Raw genomic sequence first — 17,815 nt, 5'->3', positions numbered from 1 at the left:
TAATCCAGAACGCCCCCTTGTGGGGCGTTTTGCTATCTGCCATTTATGCAGGAGCCGGACCATGAACGTCCCTCGTGAAACCATTGCAGCCATCGCCACCGCGCAAGGTCGGGGAGGCGTAGGCATCGTGCGTGTGTCGGGACCGTTGGCGAGCGCAGCCGCCATGGCCATCATCGGTAAAGTCCCTGAACCTCGTCGTGCCCATTACGGTCCGTTTCAGGACGGAAACGGTCAGATCATCGATGAAGGCATTGCCCTGTATTTCCCAGGCCCGAATTCTTTCACCGGTGAAGACGTGTTCGAGCTTCAGGGCCATGGCGGCCCCATTGTGCTCGACATGCTGTTGCAGCGCTGTGTGCAGCTTGGCAGTCGACTCGCACGACCTGGCGAGTTCAGCGAACGGGCATTCCTTAACGACAAGCTCGACCTGGCTCAGGCCGAAGCAATCGCCGACCTGATCGAAGCCAGTTCTGCACAGGCGGCGCGAAACGCGTTGCGTTCACTGCAGGGCGCCTTTTCTCAGCGTGTGCATAACCTCACTGAAAAATTGATCAGGCTGCGTATTTATGTCGAAGCCGCCATCGATTTCCCCGAAGAAGAAATCGACTTCCTCGCCGATGGTCATGTGCTTAGCATGCTCGATGACGTACGTGAGCAGTTGTCCACAGTCCAGCGCGAGGCTAACCAAGGCGCACTTTTACGCGACGGGATGACCGTGGTGATCGCTGGCCGCCCTAACGCCGGCAAATCAAGCCTGCTTAACGCCTTGGCCGGTCGTGAGGCGGCCATCGTCACCGAGATTGCGGGCACCACTCGGGATGTCCTTCGGGAACACATCCATATCGACGGCATGCCCCTTCACGTCGTTGACACGGCCGGGCTACGGGATACAGAAGACCATGTTGAAAGAATAGGGGTCGAACGAGCCTTGAAAGCGATCGGAGAAGCCGATCGTGTTCTGCTGGTGGTAGACGCGACAGCACCAGAAGCGGTGAATCCGTTTGCGTTATGGCCAGAATTCCTGGACGAACGCCCTGACCCTGCAAACGTAACGCTCATCCGGAACAAAGCCGACATCAGCGGGGACGTCGTGGGCCTGAATGTAAGTGCGGATGGCCACGTCACGATTAACCTAAGTGCCAAGGCAGGCGGTGAAGGGCTCGAGCTTCTTCGCGAGCATTTAAAAGCCTGCATGGGTTATCAACAGACCTCAGAAAGCAGCTTCAGCGCGCGCCGCCGCCATCTCGAAGCCTTGAATAATGCGAGTGAGTCACTGGACCATGGCCACGCTCAATTGACGCAGGCAGGTGCCGGTGAACTGCTGGCCGAAGATTTACGGCTTGCTCAGCAGTTTCTAGGTGAAATCACCGGCGCATTCAGCTCTGACGACCTTCTAGGGCGCATTTTTTCGAGCTTCTGCATCGGAAAATAACGCCTCATCGCCTGTCCTCCGCAGCTCTTCACCTAGAGCTGCTCCCGTACGTTCCCGAACTTCTCCTGTTTTATTGCGCTCCGGTTCCCGAAGCGGGATTTCGCTTGCCCGTTATCAAGCGTGCGGGGCTGACGGCATCGTTAAGCCCTGTGCATAACTCAGCATAAGATCCGTTGATAACAGGGGCTGTTACCTGGGGCTAACCCCGCCTGTGGATAACAGGCCGTTTAATCCACAGGCTAAATCCTGTTATCCCAAGGCCTCCTGCCTACATCAACACAGGCTTTCAATTCTCTGTACACCAGCATTGACAAGGCCTGTAGGGATCTATCCACAGAAAGGATGTCCTCTAAACATAAACATAAAAACAAAGCTTTTATAAATTTCTTTCCTTTTTATTCTTCTAACTCCCGTTCATCCACAGCTGGTTAAATTTTGTGCAAAAGGTTCCTTTCGAGGGGGCTAAGTCCCTATACTTGCCGCCAATTTCCTATTCCCCCCATTAACAGGCACGAGGTGCGTGGTGGATTTCCCTTCCCGTTTTGAAGTGATCGTCATCGGCGGCGGTCATGCCGGTACCGAGGCAGCACTGGCGTCTGCGCGCATGGGTGCTAAAACCCTGCTGCTTACGCATAACGTGGAAACCCTCGGGCAGATGAGTTGCAACCCAGCGATTGGCGGCATTGGCAAAAGCCATCTGGTCAAGGAAATCGATGCACTGGGCGGTGCTATGGCCACTGCTACCGATTTGGGTGGCATACAGTTTCGGGTACTCAATAGCCGTAAAGGCCCAGCAGTAAGGGCGACCCGCGCTCAAGCCGACCGCATTCTTTACAAGGCAGCCATCCGCGAAATCATTGAGAACCAGCCCAACCTGTGGATATTCCAGCAGTCCTGCGACGACCTGATCGTTGAACAGGATCAGGTACGCGGTGTGGTCACTCAGATGGGGCTTCGGTTCATGGCCGATTCAGTCGTGCTGACCACAGGGACATTCCTCGGCGGACTTATCCACATCGGGTTGCAGAACTATTCGGGTGGCAGGGCTGGCGATCCACCGTCCATTGCGTTGGCACGCCGTCTTCGCGAGTTGCCTCTACGTGTCGGACGTTTGAAAACGGGCACGCCCCCCCGCATCGACGGCCGATCTGTGGATTTCACGGTCATGACCGAGCAACCCGGGGACACTCCGATTCCGGTGATGTCGTTCCTGGGCTCAAAAAACCAGCATCCCCGTCAAGTGAGTTGCTGGATTACGCATACCAATGCGCGCACCCATGAAATCATCGCAGCCAACCTTGATCGATCGCCGATGTACTCCGCTGCGGGAGAGATCGAGGGGGTCGGCCCGCGCTATTGCCCGTCGATTGAAGACAAGATTCATCGCTTTGCCGACAAGGAAAGCCATCAGGTGTTTATTGAGCCGGAAGGGCTCACCACCCATGAGCTGTATCCGAACGGTATCTCGACCTCTCTGCCGTTTGACGTGCAATTGCAGATCGTGCGCTCGATTCGCGGCATGGAAAACGCACACATCGTGCGCCCCGGCTATGCCATCGAATACGACTATTTCGATCCACGTGATCTGAAATACAGTCTGGAAACCAAGGTCATCGGCGGTTTGTTCTTCGCGGGTCAGATCAACGGCACCACCGGTTACGAAGAAGCCGGTGCGCAAGGCTTGCTCGCCGGAGCGAACGCAGCCCTGCGTGCACAAGGCAAAGAAAGCTGGTGCCCGCGCCGCGATGAGGCCTACATCGGTGTGCTTGTGGATGACTTGATCACTCTGGGTACCCAAGAGCCTTACCGGATGTTCACGTCTCGCGCTGAATACCGGCTGATCCTGCGTGAAGACAACGCGGATCTGCGACTCACCGAAAAAGGACGTGAGCTGGGCCTGGTTGACGACGCTCGTTGGGCGGCTTTTTGCGCCAAGCGCGAAGGCATTGAGCAGGAAGAACAACGCCTCAAATCCACTTGGATTCGTCCAGGAACGGAGCAGGGCGATGCGGTATCGGCCCACTTCGGGACGCCGCTGACCCACGAATACAACCTGTTGAATCTGCTAAGTCGCCCGGAAGTGGACTACGCGAGCCTTGTGGCCATCACTGGGAACGGCTCGTTTGATCCACAGGTCGCCGAACAGGTTGAGATCAAGACCAAATACGCGGGCTACATTGATCGTCAGCAGGATGAGATTGCCCGTCTGCGCGCCAGCGAAGACACCAGATTGCCTGCGGACATCGATTACACCGGCATCTCGGGTCTGTCGAAAGAAATTCAAAGCAAGCTGGGGATAACTCGGCCTGAAACCCTCGGTCAGGCATCCCGTATTCCAGGCGTCACGCCAGCGGCGATCTCGCTGTTGATGATCCATTTGAAAAAACGCGGCGCGGGCCGTCAGTTGGAGCAAAGCGCTTGAGTTCTATGGTCACCCCGCAACATGCAGAAGAACTGACCCTTGGCGCCCGGGAACTCGGCGTTGAGTTAACCGAGGCTCAACATGCACAGCTGTTGGGTTATCTGGCGCTCCTGATCAAGTGGAACAAAGCGTACAACCTGACCGCTGTCCGTGATCCGGACGAAATGGTGTCTCGGCATTTGCTGGACAGTCTGAGTGTGGTGCCCTTCATTGAAGGCCAGCGCCAACTGGACGTTGGCAGCGGCGGCGGGATGCCGGGCATTCCCTTGGCGATCCTGTTTCCGGACATGAAGGTCACGTGCCTGGACAGCAATGGCAAGAAAACCCGATTTCTCACGCAGGTCAAACTTGAGCTGAAGCTTGATAACCTCGAAGTTATCCACAGCCGTGCGGAAGCTTTTCAGCCAGAGGTGCCATTTACCGGGATCATCTCCCGCGCGTTCAGCAGCCTGGAAGATTTCACCCAGTGGACGCGACACATGGGCAACAGCGAAACTCGCTGGCTGGCGATGAAAGGTCTGCATCCTGCGGACGAACTGGTAGGATTGCCGGCAGATTTTCATCTGGAAAGCGCGCAAGCCTTGGCTGTCCCCGGTTGCCAAGGTCAACGGCATCTGCTGATACTGCGCCGCACAGCATGACAGGGAACACACGCAAGAATGGCTAAGGTATTCGCGATAGCGAACCAAAAAGGGGGGGTGGGTAAAACCACCACCTGCATCAATCTCGCCGCGTCGCTGGTCGCCACTAAGCGTCGGGTGTTGTTGATCGACCTCGATCCACAGGGCAACGCCACCATGGGCAGCGGTGTGGATAAACACGCGCTGGAGCATTCGGTTTACGATCTCCTGATCGGCGAATGCGACCTCAATCAGGCTATGCACTTTTCTGAGCATGGGGGCTATCAGCTTCTACCGGCCAACCGTGACCTGACCGCCGCCGAAGTCGTTCTGCTTGAAATGCAGATGAAAGAGTCCCGCTTGCGCACAGCACTAGGGCCGATTCGGGAAAATTACGATTACATTCTCATCGACTGCCCACCGTCGCTGTCGATGCTGACACTCAATGCGCTTGTTGCGGCCGATGGTGTGATTATCCCCATGCAGTGCGAGTACTTCGCTTTAGAAGGGCTCAGTGACCTTGTGGATAACATCAAGCGAATCGCCGAACTGCTGAATCCTCAGCTCAAAATCGAAGGTCTGCTGCGGACAATGTACGATCCGCGTCTGAGCCTTATCAACGATGTGTCCGCGCAGCTCAAGGAACACTTTGGCGATCAGTTGTACGACACAGTGATCCCTCGCAACATCCGTTTGGCAGAAGCGCCAAGCTTCGGCATGCCAGCTCTGGCCTACGACAAGACCTCCCGCGGTGCCCTGGCTTACCTGGCTCTGGCGGGTGAGATGGTTCGTCGTCAACGTCGCGGTAGTTCACGCGCCGCAGCCCAGCCCACTTAAGGAAATCCCATGGCCGTCAAGAAACGAGGACTCGGACGTGGGTTGGACGCGCTTCTGAGCAGTCCCACCGTCAGTGCTCTGGAAGAACAGGCCGTCAAGGCCGAACAACGTGAGCTGCAACACATTCCGCTCGACCTGATTCAGCGTGGTAAGTACCAACCTCGGCGGGACATGGACCCGCAGGCGTTGGAAGAACTGGCCAATTCGATCAGGGCACAGGGTGTCATGCAGCCGATCGTAGTGCGCCCGATTGCTGACAATCGCTATGAAATCATTGCGGGTGAACGTCGGTGGCGCGCGAGTCAACAGGCCGGCGTAGAAAACATACCTGCAATGGTGCGTGATGTGCCTGACGAAGCGGCCATCGCGATGGCGCTTATCGAGAACATTCAGCGTGAAGACCTGAATCCGATCGAAGAAGCCATTGCCTTGCAACGCTTACAGCAGGAATTTCAGCTGACCCAGCAACAGGTCGCTGAGGCTGTGGGCAAATCCCGGGTCAGTGTGGCCAACCTGCTGCGTTTGATTGCGCTGCCTGAAGTGATCAAAACCATGCTGTCCCACGGCGACCTCGAGATGGGCCACGCTCGCGCATTGCTTGGCTTGCCGGAAGAACGGCAGGTAGACGGGGCGCGACATGTTGTCGCACGTGGTCTCACCGTGCGCCAAACTGAGGCGTTAGTCAGGCAGTGGTTGAGTGGCAAACAAGAGCCTACTTCGCCCGCCAAAGCCGATCCGGATATTACGCGTCTCGAGCAGCGTCTGGCCGAGCGGCTGGGCTCTAACGTGCAAATCCGCCACGGTCAGAAGGGAAAAGGCCAGCTGGTCATTCGCTATAACTCACTGGATGAGTTGCAAGGTGTTCTCGCTCACATTCGTTGAAACAAATAGACCGCAGCGTGTAGTCGGAAATCACTACCCAGCAGTTGAATAGGGGCTGAACCGCCCCTATACTCTGCGCGCATTTTGTCGGCACAAATTATGCCAAGTTATTGATTTTGGCGGCCGACACACGAGGAGCCCATGTGATGGAAACACGCACGCCAAACCGCTTGCCGTTCCATCGTCTGGCCGTTTTCCCGGTATTGCTGGCTCAATTAATTGTCCTGTTACTGGCCGCGGTGACGCTTTGGCAGTGGCATGGAGTCGTAGCTGGGTATTCAGGGCTGTGCGGAGGCCTGATAGCGTGGCTGCCCAATTTGTACTTCGCTCATAAGGCGTTTCGGTTTTCCGGTGCCAGAGCAGCCCAAGCCATCGTTCGGTCGTTCTACGCCGGCGAGGCAGGCAAACTGATTTTTACGGCAGTGCTGTTTGCACTGACCTTCGCAGGAGTGAAGCCGCTGGCCCCGCTGGCGATCTTCGGCGTGTTCATGCTGACCCAGTTGGTCAGCTGGTTCGCACCCCTGCTAATGAGAACAAGACTTTTGAGACCTTAGGGCGTTTGAGGCAACCATGGCAGAGCAAACAGCTTCGGGCTATATCCAGCACCACTTGCAAAACCTGACCTTCGGTCATTTGCCTGACGGCACTTGGGGCTTTGCGCATTCCGCAGCAGAAGCAAAAGAAATGGGCTTTTGGGCTTTCCACCTCGATACTCTCGGCTGGTCGGTGGCCTTGGGTCTGATTTTTGTCCTGATTTTCCGCATGGCGGCCAAAAAGGCCACCTCCGGTCAACCTGGCGCGCTGCAGAATTTTGTCGAAGTGCTGATCGAGTTCGTCGACGGCAGCGTGAAAGATAGCTTTCACGGCCGCAGTGCCGTCATCGCGCCACTGGCACTGACCATTTTCGTCTGGGTGTTCCTGATGAACGCGGTCGACCTCGTGCCTGTGGACTGGATTCCACAACTGGCCATCATGATTTCCGGTGACCATCACATTCCTTTCCGCGCCGTGTCGACCACCGACCCGAACGCTACGATCGGTATGGCGCTGTCGGTCTTCGCGCTGATCATTTTCTACAGCATCAAAGTCAAGGGCATCGGCGGTTTCATTGGTGAGCTGACGCTTCACCCGTTCGGCAGCAAGAACGTTCTGGTACAGGCGCTGTTGATTCCTGTGAACTTCCTGCTTGAATTCGTAACGCTGATTGCCAAACCGGTTTCTCTGGCTCTGCGTCTCTTCGGCAACATGTACGCGGGTGAACTGGTGTTCATCCTGATCGCGGTCATGTTCGGCAGTGGCCTGCTTTGGCTGAGTGGCCTGGGCGTGGTTCTGCAGTGGGCGTGGGCTGTCTTCCACATCCTGATCATCACCCTGCAAGCGTTTATCTTCATGATGCTGACCATCGTTTACCTGTCGATGGCTCACGAAGATAACCATTGAGGCCCGCCTGGCGAGTCTGATGATCCTCTCATTGCGGTGAGGGGATGCCCGCAAGGGCGGATGTAAAACGATTTTGCTTTACCGCTTTAATCTAAAAAAACCTAACCAATACGACGTAAAAGTCGGGAGGAAAGATGGAAACTGTAGTTGGTCTAACTGCTATCGCTGTTGCACTGCTGATCGGCCTGGGCGCACTGGGTACTGCAATCGGTTTCGGCCTGCTGGGCGGTAAATTCCTGGAAGGCGCTGCGCGTCAACCAGAAATGGTTCCAATGCTGCAAGTTAAGATGTTCATCGTGGCTGGTCTGCTCGACGCTGTAACCATGATCGGTGTTGGTATCGCTCTGTTCTTCACTTTTGCGAACCCCTTCGTTGGTCAACTCGCTGGCTAATCGCTCGAATTTTCGAGTTGATTGGTGTGATGGACAACGAACGAGCGAGGTGTTGGCGTGAACATTAATGCAACCCTGATTGGCCAGTCCGTTGCGTTCTTCATTTTTGTGCTGTTCTGCATGAAGTTCGTGTGGCCTCCGGTCATCGCGGCTTTGCACGAACGTCAGAAGAAGATTGCGGATGGACTGGACGCTGCCACCCGAGCAGCTCGCGACCTGGAGCTGGCCCAAGATAAAGCGGGTCAGCAACTGCGCGAAGCGAAGGCTCAGGCAGCTGAAATCATTGAGCAAGCCAAGAAACGCGGTAACCAGATTGTCGACGAAGCCCGTGAACAGGCCCGTGTCGACGCTGACCGTATCAAGGCTCAGGCTCAGGCCGAGATCGAGCAGGAACTGAACGGCGTCAAAGACGCGCTGCGCGCCCAATTGGGCAGCCTGGCAGTCAATGGCGCAGAGAAGATCCTGGGTGCCACAATCGATCAAAACGCGCACGCGGAGCTGGTTAACAAACTGGCAGCAGAAATTTAAGCGAGGGCGATCATGGCAGAACTGACCACGTTGGCCCGACCTTACGCTAAGGCAGCCTTCGAGCATGCCCAGGCCCACCAGCAACTGGCCAATTGGTCAGCCATGCTCGGCCTGGCTGCTGCAGTGTCGCAAGACGACACAATGCAGCGCCTGCTCAAGGCCCCGCGACTGACGAGCGCAGACAAGGCCGCCACTTTCATTGAAGTGTGCGGCGACAAGTTCGATGCCAAGGCACAGAATTTCATTCATGTCGTTGCTGAAAACGACCGTCTCCAGCTTCTGCCGGAGATCTCCGAACTGTTCGAGCTGTACAAGGCTGAGCAGGAAAAATCGGTAGATGTGGATGTCACCAGTGCTTTCGCATTGAACCAAGAACAGCAAGACAAACTCGCCAAGGTTCTCAGTGCACGGCTCGGCCGGGAAGTGCGCCTGCACGCTGCGGAGGATGCTGCCCTGATAGGTGGTGTCATCATCCGCGCCGGCGACCTGGTTATCGATGGCTCAGTTCGCGGCAAACTTGCGCAACTAGCCGAAGCATTGAAATCTTGAGTTTGAAGGGGCAGCAGAGCAATGCAGCAACTCAATCCTTCCGAAATAAGTGAAATCATCAAGGGCCGCATCGAGAAACTCGATGTCGCCTCCCAAGCCCGAAACGAAGGCACTGTCGTCAGCGTGTCTGACGGTATCGTGCGGATTCACGGTCTGGCCGACGCTATGTACGGCGAAATGATCGAGTTCCCGGGCGGCGTCTACGGTATGGCACTGAACCTGGAGCAAGACTCCGTAGGTGCGGTGGTACTGGGCGCTTACACATCGCTGGCTGAAGGCATGAGTGCCAAGTGCACCGGCCGCATCCTGGAAGTTCCGGTAGGTAAGGAACTGCTGGGTCGCGTTGTCGACGCACTGGGTAACCCAGTCGACGGTAAAGGCCCTCTGAACAACACCGAGACCGATGCGGTCGAGAAAGTTGCTCCGGGCGTTATCTGGCGTAAGTCGGTAGACCAGCCTGTACAGACTGGTTACAAGGCCGTCGATGCCATGATCCCTGTCGGCCGTGGTCAGCGCGAGCTGATCATTGGTGACCGTCAGATCGGGAAAACCGCTCTGGCCATCGACGCGATCATCAACCAGAAAGACAGCGGCATTTTCTGCGTATACGTCGCGGTAGGTCAGAAGCAATCGACCATCGCTAACGTTGTTCGCAAGCTGGAAGAAAACGGCGCTCTGGCCAACACGATCATCGTGGCTGCCAGTGCTTCGGAATCGCCTGCACTGCAATTCCTGGCGCCGTATGCCGGTTGCACCATGGGCGAATACTTCCGTGACCGCGGTGAAGACGCGCTGATCGTTTATGACGATCTCTCCAAGCAGGCCGTGGCTTACCGCCAGATCTCCTTGCTGTTGCGTCGTCCACCAGGACGTGAAGCTTACCCAGGCGACGTGTTCTATCTCCACTCCCGTCTGCTGGAGCGTGCATCCCGCGTTTCGGAAGAATACGTAGAGAAGTTCACCAACGGCGCAGTGACCGGCAAAACCGGTTCGCTGACCGCATTGCCGATCATCGAAACCCAGGCTGGCGACGTTTCCGCGTTCGTTCCGACCAACGTGATTTCCATCACCGACGGTCAGATCTTCCTGGAATCGGCCATGTTCAACTCCGGCATCCGTCCGGCAGTGAACGCCGGTGTTTCGGTATCCCGTGTGGGTGGTGCCGCTCAGACCAAGATCATCAAGAAGTTGTCGGGTGGTATCCGTACCGCGCTGGCTCAGTACCGTGAACTGGCAGCATTTGCCCAGTTCGCGTCTGACCTGGACGAAGCGACCCGTAAGCAACTTGAGCATGGTCAGCGCGTTACTGAGCTGATGAAGCAGAAGCAATATGCGCCAATGTCGATCGCTGACATGTCGCTGTCGCTGTATGCCGCTGAGCGTGGGTTCCTGACCGACGTTGAAATCGCCAAAGTCGGCAGCTTTGAACAAGCGCTGATTGCTTACTTCAACCGCGATCACGCCGATTTGATGGCCAAGATCAACGTGAAGGGTGACTTCAATGACGAAATCGATTCTGGCCTGAAAGCCGGTATCGAGAAGTTCAAGGCCACCCAAACCTGGTAAGCCGCAGCGGGAGCCGCGAGGCTCCCGCTTGCTAACCTGATAGGTGTTACATGGCAGGCGCAAAAGAGATTCGCAGCAAGATTGCGAGCATCAAAAGCACGCAAAAGATCACCAGCGCCATGGAAAAAGTGGCGGTCAGCAAAATGCGCAAGGCTCAAATGCGCATGGCTGCTAGCCGTCCTTACGCGGAGCGCATCCGCCAGGTGATTGGTCATCTTGCCAACGCTAACCCGGAATACCGCCACCCGTTCATGATCGACCGTGAAGTCAAGCGTGTCGGTTATATCGTAGTGAGCAGTGACCGTGGTCTGTGTGGTGGCTTGAATACCAACCTGTTCAAGGCTTTGGTCAAGGACATGGCGAAGAACCGTGAAAACGGCGTAGAGATCGATCTGTGCGTGGTCGGCAGCAAAGGTGCGGCGTTTTTCCGCAACTTCGGCGGTAACGTCGTTGCTGCGATCAGCCACTTGGGCGAAGAGCCGTCGATCAACGATTTGATCGGCAGCGTCAAGGTGATGCTGGATGCCTATCTGGAGGGCCGTATTGACCGCCTGTCCGTGGTATCCAACAAGTTCATCAACACCATGACTCAGCAACCAACGGTCGAACAGTTGATTCCGTTGGTCGCTACCCAGGATCAAGAACTCAAGCATCACTGGGATTACCTGTACGAACCCGACGCCAAAGAGCTGCTGGACGGCTTGATGGTGCGTTATGTGGAGTCGCAGGTGTACCAGGCGGTGGTCGAGAACAACGCAGCTGAACAGGCTGCGCGGATGATCGCGATGAAGAACGCCACTGACAACGCCGGTGACCTGATCAGCGATTTGCAGCTGATCTACAACAAGGCGCGTCAGGCAGCGATCACCCAAGAGATCTCGGAAATCGTCGGCGGCGCTGCCGCGGTTTAACGGTTCAAATATTCAGAGGATCCAGCTAATGAGTAGCGGACGTATCGTTCAAATCATCGGCGCCGTGATCGACGTGGAATTTCCACGCGACAGCGTACCGAGCATCTACAACGCGCTGAAAGTACAAGGCGCGGAAACTACCCTGGAAGTTCAGCAGCAGCTGGGCGACGGCGTAGTTCGTACCATTGCGATGGGTTCCACCGAAGGCCTGAAGCGCGGTCTGGATGTCGTCGACAGCGGCGCAGCCATCTCCGTACCGGTTGGCAAAGGCACCCTGGGCCGTATCATGGACGTTCTGGGTAACCCGATCGACGAAGCTGGCCCGATCGAAGCTGACGAGCGTTGGGGCATTCACCGTCCAGCGCCTTCGTTCGCTGATCAGGCAGGCGGCAACGACCTGCTGGAAACCGGCATCAAGGTTATCGACCTGGTCTGCCCGTTCGCCAAGGGCGGTAAAGTCGGTCTGTTCGGTGGTGCCGGTGTCGGCAAGACCGTAAACATGATGGAATTGATCCGTAACATCGCCATCGAGCACAGCGGTTATTCCGTGTTCGCCGGTGTGGGTGAGCGTACTCGTGAGGGTAACGACTTCTACCACGAGATGAAGGATTCCAACGTTCTCGACAAAGTGGCCCTGGTATACGGCCAGATGAACGAGCCGCCGGGAAACCGTCTGCGCGTTGCTCTGACTGGCCTGACCATGGCCGAGAAGTTCCGTGACGAAGGTAACGACGTTCTGCTGTTCGTCGACAACATCTACCGTTACACACTGGCCGGTACCGAAGTTTCTGCACTGCTGGGCCGTATGCCTTCCGCAGTAGGTTACCAACCGACCCTGGCTGAAGAGATGGGCGTGCTGCAAGAGCGCATCACTTCGACCAAAGAAGGCTCGATCACTTCGATCCAGGCGGTATACGTACCAGCGGACGACTTGACCGACCCGTCGCCAGCGACCACTTTCGCCCACTTGGACGCCACCGTCGTTCTGTCCCGTGACATCGCTTCCCTGGGTATCTACCCGGCGGTTGACCCACTGGACTCGACTTCGCGCCAGCTGGACCCGAACGTTATCGGCCAGGATCACTACGACACTGCTCGCGGCGTCCAGTACGTTCTGCAACGCTACAAAGAGCTGAAAGACATCATCGCGATTCTGGGTATGGACGAGCTGTCGGAAACCGATAAGCAGTTGGTATCCCGCGCTCGTAAGATTCAGCGCTTCCTGTCGCAGCCGTTCTTCGTGGCTGAAGTCTTCACCGGTGCTTCGGGTAAGTACGTTTCCCTGAAAGACACTATTGCTGGCTTCAAGGGCATCCTCGCCGGTGAGTACGACCATCTGCCAGAACAAGCGTTCTACATGGTCGGCGGCATCGAAGAAGCGATCGAGAAAGCCAAGAAACTGTAATCCAGGCGTCCGGCAACGGGCGCTAATCAGGTTGAGGCAAGCAAATGGCTATGACAGTCCATTGCGATATCGTCAGCGCGGAAGGAGAGATTTTCTCCGGTCTGGTCGAGATGGTGATTGCACACGGTAACCTGGGTGATATCGGTATTGCTCCAGGTCACGCGCCGCTGATCACTGATCTGAAGCCGGGTCCGATCCGTCTGATCAAGCAGGGTGGAGAAGCTGAGGTGTTCTACATCTCTGGTGGTTTCCTTGAGGTTCAACCGAACATGGTCAAAGTGCTTGCCGATACCGTGCAACGCGCTGCTGACCTGGACGAAGCCTCTGCTCAGGAAGCCGTCAAGGCCGCTGAGAAGGCCCTGAATGAAAAAGGCGCAGATTTCGACTACGGATCTGCTGCAGCACGTTTGGCGGAGGCCGCAGCCCAACTGCGCACCGTCCAGCAAATTCGCAAGAAGTTCGGCGGCTAAGGTCGACGGTCCTCATGTGCGATTGAGTAAAAGGGTAGCCTCGGCTACCCTTTTTCTTTTTTGGCTCCTCCCGCTGAATCACCCGCCCGGCTAAGGCTGAGGCTAGTCCGCCTGGAATCCCTTCATGTCCCTCGATATCGTCATTCTCGCCGCAGGCCAAGGTACTCGCATGCGCTCGGCGCTGCCTAAAGTCCTGCACCCGGTCGCCGGCAACTCCATGCTGGGCCATGTTATCCACAGCGCTCGTCAGCTTTCCCCGCAAAGCATTCACGTCGTAATCGGCCACGGCGCCGATGTGGTACGTGAACAGCTCGCAGCTGATGATCTCAATTTCGTGTTGCAGGACAAGCAGCTGGGCACTGGCCACGCCGTCGCCCAAGCCGTACCTGTTCTGAGCGCTGATACCGTGCTGATCCTGTACGGTGACGTGCCGTTGATTGAAGTGGCAACGCTGCAACGCCTGCTGACTCTGGTGAACGACCAGCAGTTGGGCCTGCTGACCGTCAATCTGGACGACCCTAGCGGCTATGGCCGTATCGTCCGGGATGCCGAGCATCGTGTCAGCGCCATCGTCGAGCATAAAGACGCGACTGACGCGCAGAAGGCGATCAAGGAAGGTAACACCGGGATTTTGGCCGTTCCTGGCAAGCGACTGGCTGAGTGGCTGAGCCGTCTTTCCAATAACAACGCCCAAGGCGAGTATTACCTCACCGACGTCATTGCCATGGCGGTGAATGACGGTCTGACCGTCGCCACCGCGCAGCCGCAGGACGCCATGGAAGTGCAGGGTGCCAATGACCGCAAGCAACTCGCCGAGCTTGAGCGTCACTATCAGCTTCGAGAAGGTCGCCGACTGATGGCCCTCGGCGTAACACTGCGTGATCCCGCGCGTTTCGACGTGCGTGGCGAAGTGACCGTTGGCCGCGATGTAATGATCGACGTCAACGTGATCCTCGAAGGGCGTGTAGTCATCGAGGACGACGTGTCTATCGGTCCGAACTGCGTAATCAAGGACAGCACGCTGCGCAAAGGCGCAGTCATCAAGGCGAACAGTCACCTTGAAGGTGCGATTGTGGGAGAAGCCGCTGACGCAGGTCCTTTCGCTCGTTTGCGCCCCGGCAGTGTTCTGGGCCCCCGGGCCCATGTGGGTAACTTCGTCGAATTGAAGAACGCCGAAATGGGCGAGGGCGCCAAGGCGGGCCATTTGAGCTATCTGGGCGACGCCGTCATTGGCGCGCGGACCAACATTGGTGCTGGCACCATCACTTGCAATTACGACGGTGCCAATAAGCATAAAACCGTGTTGGGTGAAGACGTGTTCATCGGCTCTAACAATTCGCTCGTGGCACCTGTGGATATCTCTTCAGGCGCAACCACGGCAGCCGGTTCCACCATCAACCAAGACGTGGCTGCTGAACAATTAGCCGTGGCTCGTGCCCGCCAGCGAAATATTGATGGCTGGAAGCGTCCGGTCAAATCCGGGAAAACCTGAGTTATCCACAAGACACATCAGGCTGGAACGCTGGTCACAGCATTCAAGCCTGATTCCATGCCCGGTCGCCCGCGGATGGCCATCTGCGAAGATGTCCACGCTCCAAATCTTCATCGACCTCGCGCTCGCCTCTTGACGAATATGTTTCGATAGGTTTTTATTGCCGTCGTTATCTTTCGAAACGAAACTTAGGGCCAGCATGTCGAAACGCAACACACCCCAACGTCGCCACAATATCCTTGCGCTTCTTAATGAGTTGGGTGAGGTGAGTGTGGACGCGCTGGCCAAACGGTTCGAAACATCTGAGGTTACGGTTCGTAAGGACTTGGCAGCTCTCGAAAGTAACGGCCTGCTGCTGCGTCGCTACGGTGGCGCGGTGCCTATGCCGCAGGAGCTTATTGGCGAGCCCGGCCAGCCGGTGTCTCGTTACAAGCAAGCCATTGCCCGTGCGGCCGTGACGCGCATTCGCGAACATGCACGGATCATCATCGACAGCGGCAGCACCACCGCCGCCATGATCCCGGCACTCGGCCAGCAACCCGGCCTGGTGGTGATGACCAATTCACTGCATGTGGCCAATGCTTTGGGCGAACTGGAGCATGAACCGGTGTTGTTGATGACTGGCGGCACGTGGGATCCCCATTCCGAGTCTTTTCAGGGCCAGGTCGCCGAGCAGGTACTGCGCTCTTACGATTTCGATCAGCTGTTTATCGGCGCCGATGGCATCGATTTGCAGCGCGGTACCACAACATTCAACGAGCTGCTTGGCTTGAGCCGGGTCATGGCTGAAGTCGCGCGAGAAGTGATCGTGATGGTCGAAGCCGACAAGGTCGGTCGCAAGATTCCCAATCTGGAACTGCCGTGGAGCAGCGTCCATACCCTTATTACCGATGATCGCCTGCCCCAAGCGGCTCGCGACCAAATTCAGGCTCGCGGCGTGACACTGATCTGCGCCGCTGTTTCCTAGGAGAAGACCATGTGTGGAATCGTTGGCGCCGTCGCCGAACGTAATGTCACGGCCATCCTGATCGAAGGCCTCAAGCGCCTTGAATACCGCGGCTACGACAGTGCTGGTGTGGCGCTGTTCAGCAACGCCGGCGTGCTCGAGCGCCGTCGTCGTGTCGGCAAGGTCAATGAATTGGAACAGTCGCTGGCGGGTGAGCCTCTGGGCGGCCGCCTGGGCATTGCCCACACCCGCTGGGCCACTCACGGCGCGCCGCTGGAACACAACGCCCACCCGCATTTTTCCAGTGGCGAACTGGCGGTCGTCCACAACGGCATCATTGAGAACCATGAGCCGCTGCGCGATCGCCTGAAAGGTCTGGGCTACTTGTTCACGTCGGACACCGACACCGAAGTCATCGTCCATTTGCTGCACCACAAGCTGCAAGACACGCCGGACCTGGCTGCTGCCTTGAAAGCCACGGTCAAGGAATTGCACGGCGCGTACGGCCTGGCCGTGATCAGTGCCAAGCAGCCGGATCGTCTGATCGCCGCGCGCAGCGGCAGCCCGCTGGTGGTGGGTCTGGGTCTGGGTGAAAACTTCCTGGCGTCGGATCAACTCGCGCTGCGCCAAGTCACCGACCGCTTCATGTATCTGGAAGAAGGCGACATCGCTGAAATCCGCCGTGACAGCGTGCAGATTTGGAGCGCAGACGGCCAGTCGGTCGAGCGCGAGGTTGTGCAATATCGCGAAGGCGCTGAAGCCGCCGACAAAGGCGAGTTCCGCCACTTCATGCTCAAGGAAATTCACGAACAACCAAAAGTCGTGCAGCGCACTTTGGAAAACCGTCTGGGCCAAGGCCAAGTGCTGGTCCAGGCCTTCGGGCCTCAGGCCGCCGAACTGTTCGCGAAAGTGCGTAACGTACAGATTGTCGCCTGCGGCACCAGCTACCACGCCGGTATGGTGGCCCGTTACTGGCTGGAAGGTCTGGCAGGCATTCCGTGCCAGGTCGAAGTCGCCAGCGAATTCCGCTACCGCAAGGTCGTTGTTCAGCCGGATACGCTGTTCGTTTCGATCTCGCAATCCGGTGAAACCGCCGACACGCTGGCCGCGCTGCGCAACGCCAAGCTGCTGTCTCCCCAAGAGGGGGGCTTCCTTGCCAGTCTCGCCATTTGCAACGTCAGCATCAGCTCACTGGTGCGCGAATCCGACCTGACCCTTCTGACCCAAGCTGGCCCGGAAATCGGCGTCGCCTCGACCAAGGCGTTCACCACGCAACTGGTCGCGTTGATGCTGCTGACCCTGTCACTGGGCCAAGTCAAGGGCACGCTGGGGGCAGGCGTTGAAGCCGAGTTGGTAGAAGAACTGCGTCGTCTGCCGACCCGCCTAGGCGAAGCGCTGGCCATGGACAGCACTGTTGAAAAAGTCGCCGAGCTGTTCGCCGAAAAGAACCACACTCTGTTCCTCGGTCGCGGTGCTCAATTCCCGGTGGCGATGGAAGGGGCTCTGAAACTCAAAGAGATTTCCTACATCCACGCCGAAGCCTATCCAGCCGGCGAACTGAAACACGGTCCACTGGCTCTGGTCGACAGCGACATGCCGGTCGTGACCGTCGCGCCGAACAACGAACTGCTGGAAAAACTGAAATCCAACCTCCAGGAAGTCCGCGCCCGGGGTGGTGAACTGATCGTCTTCGCCGATGAGCAGGCCGACCTCAACAACGGTGAAGGCACCCACGTCATCTCGATGCCGCACATCGTCGATGCCCTGGCGCCGATTCTTTACACCATCCCGTTGCAGCTGCTGTCGTACTACGTCGCGGTGCTGAAGGGCACGGATGTGGACCAGCCGCGTAACCTCGCGAAATCGGTGACGGTGGAGTGACGGTGTCTGGTTTCGAAAAAACTGCAGCCTGCCGTTTACGCA

The 17,815-nt window shown here is 57.2% G+C and carries 17 protein-coding genes; all 17 read left to right on the top strand.

Translation table 11 applies throughout. The features are described from left to right. Positions 1-61 precede the first annotated feature (61 nt). The 17 genes from mnmE to glmS all read left to right on the top strand — a co-directional run bounded on the left by mnmE (position 62) and on the right by glmS (position 17,773). Positions 62-1,432, top strand: coding sequence for a tRNA uridine-5-carboxymethylaminomethyl(34) synthesis GTPase MnmE (mnmE, locus tag B3N48_RS14540; protein ID WP_296184804.1), 1,371 nt, complete (start codon positions 62-64; stop codon positions 1,430-1,432). A 523-nt stretch (positions 1,433-1,955) separates the two neighbouring features. Then, positions 1,956-3,854: a tRNA uridine-5-carboxymethylaminomethyl(34) synthesis enzyme MnmG gene (mnmG, locus tag B3N48_RS14535; RefSeq protein WP_296184803.1), complete on the top strand. Its 1,899-nt coding sequence runs from the start codon at positions 1,956-1,958 to the stop codon at positions 3,852-3,854. A 5-nt stretch (positions 3,855-3,859) separates the two neighbouring features. Beyond that, the gene (gene rsmG / locus B3N48_RS14530; protein WP_296185028.1) at positions 3,860-4,495 is read left to right on the top strand and encodes a 16S rRNA (guanine(527)-N(7))-methyltransferase RsmG; all 636 of its coding nucleotides are present in this window, start codon (positions 3,860-3,862) and stop codon (positions 4,493-4,495) included. Positions 4,496-4,513: 18 nt separating this feature from the next. Next, a complete protein-coding gene (locus B3N48_RS14525) occupies positions 4,514-5,311 on the top strand; it encodes a ParA family protein (protein WP_296184802.1) in 798 nt (265 codons plus the stop codon). A gap of 9 nt (positions 5,312-5,320) precedes the next feature. Continuing rightward, positions 5,321-6,193 (top strand): ParB/RepB/Spo0J family partition protein, encoded by an 873-nt coding sequence (locus B3N48_RS14520; protein ID WP_296184799.1) that lies wholly within the window; start codon positions 5,321-5,323, stop codon positions 6,191-6,193. Positions 6,194-6,339: 146 nt separating this feature from the next. Continuing rightward, complete coding sequence (locus B3N48_RS14515) at positions 6,340-6,747, top strand: F0F1 ATP synthase subunit I (RefSeq protein WP_296184798.1); 408 nt, start codon at positions 6,340-6,342, stop codon at positions 6,745-6,747. Between the two features lie 16 nt (positions 6,748-6,763). After that, positions 6,764-7,633: a F0F1 ATP synthase subunit A gene (gene atpB, locus B3N48_RS14510; protein WP_296184797.1), complete on the top strand. Its 870-nt coding sequence runs from the start codon at positions 6,764-6,766 to the stop codon at positions 7,631-7,633. Positions 7,634-7,767: 134 nt separating this feature from the next. After that, on the top strand, positions 7,768-8,025 hold the full coding sequence (atpE, locus tag B3N48_RS14505; protein ID WP_002555987.1) for a F0F1 ATP synthase subunit C: 258 nt from the start codon (positions 7,768-7,770) through the stop codon (positions 8,023-8,025). 57 nt (positions 8,026-8,082) lie between these two features. Continuing rightward, positions 8,083-8,553, top strand: a complete 471-nt coding sequence (locus tag B3N48_RS14500; RefSeq protein WP_166593942.1) for a F0F1 ATP synthase subunit B — start codon at positions 8,083-8,085, stop codon at positions 8,551-8,553. A gap of 12 nt (positions 8,554-8,565) precedes the next feature. Further along, positions 8,566-9,102 (top strand): F0F1 ATP synthase subunit delta, encoded by a 537-nt coding sequence (locus B3N48_RS14495; protein ID WP_166593943.1) that lies wholly within the window; start codon positions 8,566-8,568, stop codon positions 9,100-9,102. Positions 9,103-9,123: 21 nt separating this feature from the next. Beyond that, the gene (gene atpA, locus B3N48_RS14490) at positions 9,124-10,668 is read left to right on the top strand and encodes a F0F1 ATP synthase subunit alpha (RefSeq protein WP_062386207.1); all 1,545 of its coding nucleotides are present in this window, start codon (positions 9,124-9,126) and stop codon (positions 10,666-10,668) included. Positions 10,669-10,718: 50 nt separating this feature from the next. Further along, positions 10,719-11,579: a F0F1 ATP synthase subunit gamma gene (atpG, locus tag B3N48_RS14485; protein ID WP_110951681.1), complete on the top strand. Its 861-nt coding sequence runs from the start codon at positions 10,719-10,721 to the stop codon at positions 11,577-11,579. Positions 11,580-11,607: 28 nt separating this feature from the next. After that, positions 11,608-12,984, top strand: a complete 1,377-nt coding sequence (gene atpD / locus B3N48_RS14480; protein ID WP_296184794.1) for a F0F1 ATP synthase subunit beta — start codon at positions 11,608-11,610, stop codon at positions 12,982-12,984. 44 nt (positions 12,985-13,028) lie between these two features. Beyond that, positions 13,029-13,454, top strand: a complete 426-nt coding sequence (locus tag B3N48_RS14475; RefSeq protein WP_043192055.1) for a F0F1 ATP synthase subunit epsilon — start codon at positions 13,029-13,031, stop codon at positions 13,452-13,454. A 124-nt stretch (positions 13,455-13,578) separates the two neighbouring features. Then, positions 13,579-14,946, top strand: coding sequence for a bifunctional UDP-N-acetylglucosamine diphosphorylase/glucosamine-1-phosphate N-acetyltransferase GlmU (gene glmU / locus B3N48_RS14470; protein WP_296184790.1), 1,368 nt, complete (start codon positions 13,579-13,581; stop codon positions 14,944-14,946). A 199-nt stretch (positions 14,947-15,145) separates the two neighbouring features. Beyond that, the gene (locus B3N48_RS14465) at positions 15,146-15,913 is read left to right on the top strand and encodes a DeoR/GlpR family DNA-binding transcription regulator (RefSeq protein WP_296184788.1); all 768 of its coding nucleotides are present in this window, start codon (positions 15,146-15,148) and stop codon (positions 15,911-15,913) included. Positions 15,914-15,922: 9 nt separating this feature from the next. Then, positions 15,923-17,773, top strand: a complete 1,851-nt coding sequence (gene glmS, locus B3N48_RS14460) for a glutamine--fructose-6-phosphate transaminase (isomerizing) (protein WP_296184786.1) — start codon at positions 15,923-15,925, stop codon at positions 17,771-17,773. The last annotated feature ends 42 nt before the right edge of the window (positions 17,774-17,815 follow it).

This window comes from Pseudomonas sp. UBA1879, from assembly GCF_002338065.1.
GTDB lineage: Bacteria > Pseudomonadota > Gammaproteobacteria > Pseudomonadales > Pseudomonadaceae > Aquipseudomonas.
This window is presented reverse-complemented; position numbering and strand designations above follow the sequence as displayed.